The organism is Protofrankia sp. CiP3 (assembly GCF_917627345.1).
Taxonomy (GTDB): Bacteria; Actinomycetota; Actinomycetes; order Frankiales; family Frankiaceae; genus Protofrankia.
The window spans coordinates 1-4,105 of sequence record NZ_CAKJTM010000175.1 but is presented as its reverse complement, the minus strand read 5'-3'; the positions used below and the strand labels follow the sequence as shown (position 1 = coordinate 4,105).

General features: G+C 71.6%; 4 protein-coding genes. 3 read left to right on the top strand and 1 reads right to left on the bottom strand.

Going from position 1 to position 4,105, the window contains the following annotated elements:
- Positions 1 to 112: 112 nt before the first annotated feature.
- Positions 113 to 1,018, bottom strand: coding sequence for a reverse transcriptase domain-containing protein (locus tag MJ797_RS25535; protein ID WP_239342112.1), 906 nt, complete (start codon positions 1,016 to 1,018; stop codon positions 113 to 115).
- A 98-nt stretch (positions 1,019 to 1,116) separates the two neighbouring features.
- Between MJ797_RS25535 and MJ797_RS25530 the strand changes: the two genes are divergently transcribed.
- The 3 genes from MJ797_RS25530 to MJ797_RS25520 form a co-directional block, all read left to right on the top strand.
- Positions 1,117 to 1,395: a hypothetical protein gene (locus tag MJ797_RS25530; protein WP_239342110.1), complete on the top strand. Its 279-nt coding sequence runs from the start codon at positions 1,117 to 1,119 to the stop codon at positions 1,393 to 1,395.
- Positions 1,392 to 1,904: a DUF5372 family protein gene (locus MJ797_RS25525; RefSeq protein ID WP_239342108.1), complete on the top strand. Its 513-nt coding sequence runs from the start codon at positions 1,392 to 1,394 to the stop codon at positions 1,902 to 1,904. Before MJ797_RS25530 ends, MJ797_RS25525 begins: the two co-directional genes overlap by 4 nt.
- The coding region (locus MJ797_RS25520; protein ID WP_239342106.1) for a recombinase family protein at positions 1,901 to 4,105 on the top strand (2,205 nt) is incomplete at its 3' end. The genes MJ797_RS25525 and MJ797_RS25520, both read left to right, overlap by 4 nt.

The following is a 4,105-nucleotide window of genomic DNA, read 5'->3' as shown; positions in this document are numbered from 1 at the left end:
TTGAGTCGGCCCGGGGCGCGGTGCCGGGATTGCTCCCGGCCCGTTTCCCCGAGCCGCTCGCCGAACCCGCCGTGCCGATCACTCGGCAACGGGCTCTCCACGGTTTCTGCCGTCAGGCGTGGTTGGGGGAAGGCCACGGGGACGGGATCTTGGCGCCCCGGTAGGAGTACCGGGAGACCGTCACTCCTTGGAGCCGGAAGTACTCGACCCCACCAGCCGCGATCACCCACCGCCCGGAAGCGGTCTTGAGGTGGCGGCGTAGCTGTCCCCAGTTCCAGCGGTGGCGGGCCCGGAGCATGTGGACGAGTCTCCACCAGGTGAAGGTGTCCAGTTTGCTGAAGGTCCACTTCGCCACCGCGTGGCGGAAGTAGTAGGCCCATCCGCGCATGAGCTGCCGGAGCTTGACCAGCACGGATCTGAGCTCCCACTGCGATGTCCTGTGCGTCAGGGCACGGATCTTCGCCTTCAGCGCCCGGACGGAGCTGGGCGCGACGAAGGTGTAGACGTACCACTTGTTCGTGCCCCTCTTGCGTTTCCACCGGATGCGGAAATCGAGGAACTCGAACCCGTCACCCATGTGCACGACCCGCGTCTTGGACGGCGACAGGCGCAGTCCCAGCGGGGCGAGCACGGCGGCGACGTCCTCGCGCAGCGCTTCGGTGTCCTCGCGCGAACCATGCACCAGCACGACAAAATCGTCCGCATAGCGGACGATCCGCCACGTCGGTGCCCCCTTGGAGCGGCGGTACGCGCGTTTCCCGCTGGTCGACATCGGCCCGCCGGGCTTCCACGGCTCCATCACATGCTCGTCGAGCACGGACATCGCCACGTTAAAGATCAACGGGGACAGGATGCCGCCCTGTGGCGTGCCGGTCATCGTCCCCTGCACCGCGCCGGGCTCGGTGAGGATCCCGGCCTTGAGGAACGCCTTGACCAGCGCCAGCACACGCTTGTCCTTGACCCGCAGCCGCACCCGGTCCATGACGGCCGTGTGTGACAGGGAGTCGAACGAGTCCACGACACACTACTGGCATCGAGAACCTTTCCGCGGCGCTGCGATCTTGCGCACGCGGTGACATGTGCGCCGCAGCCGCGGTGGATTTGCTGGTCGCCCACATGTTCTGGCTTTTCCGGCGGGATTTCCTCGATGGTTTCGTCGAGGCGGCCGATGGGTTCGCCTGGGTGGACTGGGCCGGCGCGGTAGCGGCGCTGGACGCCGGCCGGCTGCCGTGCTCGGCGGGCGAGGGCACGGTGCTGCGGGTCGCCGCGAGCATCACGGAGAGCATCCCGGTGGATCTACGGACGCTCGCTGGCCTGGATGGCCGGGCGCTTGGCCTGGTCGCCCGGGCGGTGCTCGCCGCCGGTGGCGATGAGGCGGGGGCCGTGTCGTGGTGAGCACAGGGCCGGTGACCGTGGCGCGGGTGACCCGGCCGGGCCACCCGTTCGAGGGCCGCGAGCTGCGGGAGCTGGGCCGGATGCGCCGGCACGGCGCGCTGGAGCTGATCCTCGAGCTGCCGGACGGCAGCAAGTCGATGATCCCGGCCGCCTGGACCGACCACGCCGAGCCGGCCACCGACGGCGGGGGCACCCCGGTCGGGGAGCCGACGCTCGGCCGGATCTGCGACCTACTCGAGCTGACACGGATTGTGGCCGGCCTGTTGCCTTCCGCCGTGTCGGGGGTTGTCGACACGGATATCACGGAGCAGGTTGAGGCCTGTCCGGGAAAGGAGACCCCCGATGCCGAGCCGGCCAGAGCCGAGCCTTCCGTTGCCGGGGCTGCCCGCAGGCGTCCCCGACGTGGCGGTGCGGCTGCCGGCCGACGCGGTCGCGGCGGCGGTGGCGGCGCTGGGCCGACTGATCGCGGCAGCGGCACGGCCCTGTCCGCCGGCGGGGAGCCGCGATGACGGACCTCGGTAAGATCACCGGGGTGCATCTGCGGCGGGGCGCGGTCGTCTACCTGCGCCAGTCGAGCCTCGCCCAGGTCGAGCGCAACCGGGAGTCCACCGCCCGGCAGTACGACCTGGTCGACCGCGCGGTCGGCCTCGGCTGGCCCAAGGCCCGGGTCACGGTGATCGACACTGACCTCGGGATCAGCGGTGCCTCGACGGCGGGCCGGTCCGGGTTCGCCGAGCTGACCGCGCAGGTCGCGCTGGGTGAGGTCGGGATCGTGCTGGCCCTGGAGGTCTCCCGGCTGGCGCGCAACAACGCCGACTGGTACCGGCTGCTGGATTTGGCCGGGATGACCGACACCCTGATCGCCGACGCCGACGGGGTCTACCACCCGGCGCTGTTCAACGACCGGATGCTGCTCGGGCTGAAGGGCACCATGTCCGAGGCCGAGTTGCACATCCTGCGTGCCCGGCTCGACGGCGGGATCCGCAACAAGGCCGCCCGCGGCGAGCTACGCCGCCCGCTGCCCGTCGGCCTGGTCTGGGCCGAGGGGCCCGGCGAGGTGCGCCGCCACCCGGACGAAGCGGTCACCGGGGTGATCGCCGCGCTCTTCCGCCGGTTCGGCGAGGTCGGCTCGGTCCGCAAGGTCTGGCTCTGGCTGCGCGAGGAGAACCTCACACTGCCGCTGCAGCGCCACGGCTACGCCACGGCCGCCGGCGGCGGGGAGGTCGAGTGGGTCGAGCCGACCTACCACGCCGTCCACACGATCCTGACCCACCCGGCCTACGCCGGCGCCTACGTCTACGGCCGCACCCGCAAGCACCGCTACGTCGGCCAGGACGGCACCGTGCGCACCCGCCACAAGGCCGTCCCCCGTGACCAGTGGGAGGTCCTGATCCGCGACCACCACGAAGGGTTCATCGACTGGGACACCTACGAGGCCAACCAGGCCCGCATCGGCGCCAACATCCGCCCCGAGGCCCACCAGCCCGGCACCGGCGCCGTCCGGGAGGGCTGCGCCCTGCTGCAGGGCCTGGCGACCTGCGGGACCTGCGGCCGCAAACTGACCGTGTTCTACCAGGGCCCCACCAAGGCCACCCCGGGCTACTACTGCCAGGGCCCCGCCACGATCGTCGACGGCCGCGGCACCCGTCACCTGCACATCGGCGGCGTCGCCCTGGACGCCGCCGTCGCCGACGCGTTCCTGACCGCGCTCGCCCCGTCGGCGTTGACCGCCTGCCTCACCGCCGCCGAACAACTCGAACACCACCACGACGCCGCCCTCGACCAGCACCGCCGCCAACTCGAACACGCCCGCTACCAGACCAGCCGCGCTGAACGCCGCTACCAGGCCGTCGACCCCGACAACCGGCTCGTCGCCCGCGGGCTGGAGGCCGCCTGGGAGAAGGCCCTGACCGAACTCGCCGCCGCCGAAGCCGAGCTCGCCCGCCGCGAACAGGCCCGCCCCCGCGCCCTGAGCCCCGACGAACGCGCGGACATCCTCACCCTCGGGCAGCACCTCGACCAGGTCTGGTCCGCCCCGACCACCACCGACCGCGACCGCAAACAACTGCTGCGGACCCTGATCGACGAGGTCAAGGTCACCGTCGAGCGCGACGAGAACGCCGGCCGCACCGACCTGCTCATCCGCTGGAAAGGCGGCGCGCTGACCGAGCTGACTGTCCCTGGCCGGCGACGCCAGCCCACGATCCGCACCGACGAGGACACCGTCGACCTGATCCGCCGCCTCGCCGTCCACTACCCCGACGCGAAGATCGCCGGGATCCTCAACCGGCAGGGCCGCCGCACCGCCCGCGGCCTGACCTTCACCGCCACCCGCGTCCAGGGCGTGCGCCACCACTGGAACATCCCCTGCCACCAGCCCGACCCGAACCAGCCCCAGGGCGAGTTGCTCACCATCGCCGACGCCGCGAAAGAACTCGGCATCGCCGCCTCCACCCTGCACCGCTGGATCGGCGACGGCTTCGTCGCCGGCGAGCAGGACACCCCCGGCGCACCCTGGCGCATCCGCATGACCGACCAACTGCGCGCCCTGTTCGTCGACGACGCCCCCGACGGCTGGCTCGCGATGCTCGAGGCCACCCTCGCCCTCGGCGTCTCCCGCCAGACCGTGTTGCAGCGTGTCAAGCGCGGCGAGCTCAAGGCCGTCCACGTCCGCACCGGACGGCGAAAAGGCCTGCGAATACAGGTCCCG

Coding starts and splice junctions, on each gene's coding strand:
- MJ797_RS25530 (WP_239342110.1), top strand. CDS start 1,117: ATGTTCTGGCTTTTCCGGCGGGATTTCCTCGATGGTTTCGTCGAGGCG.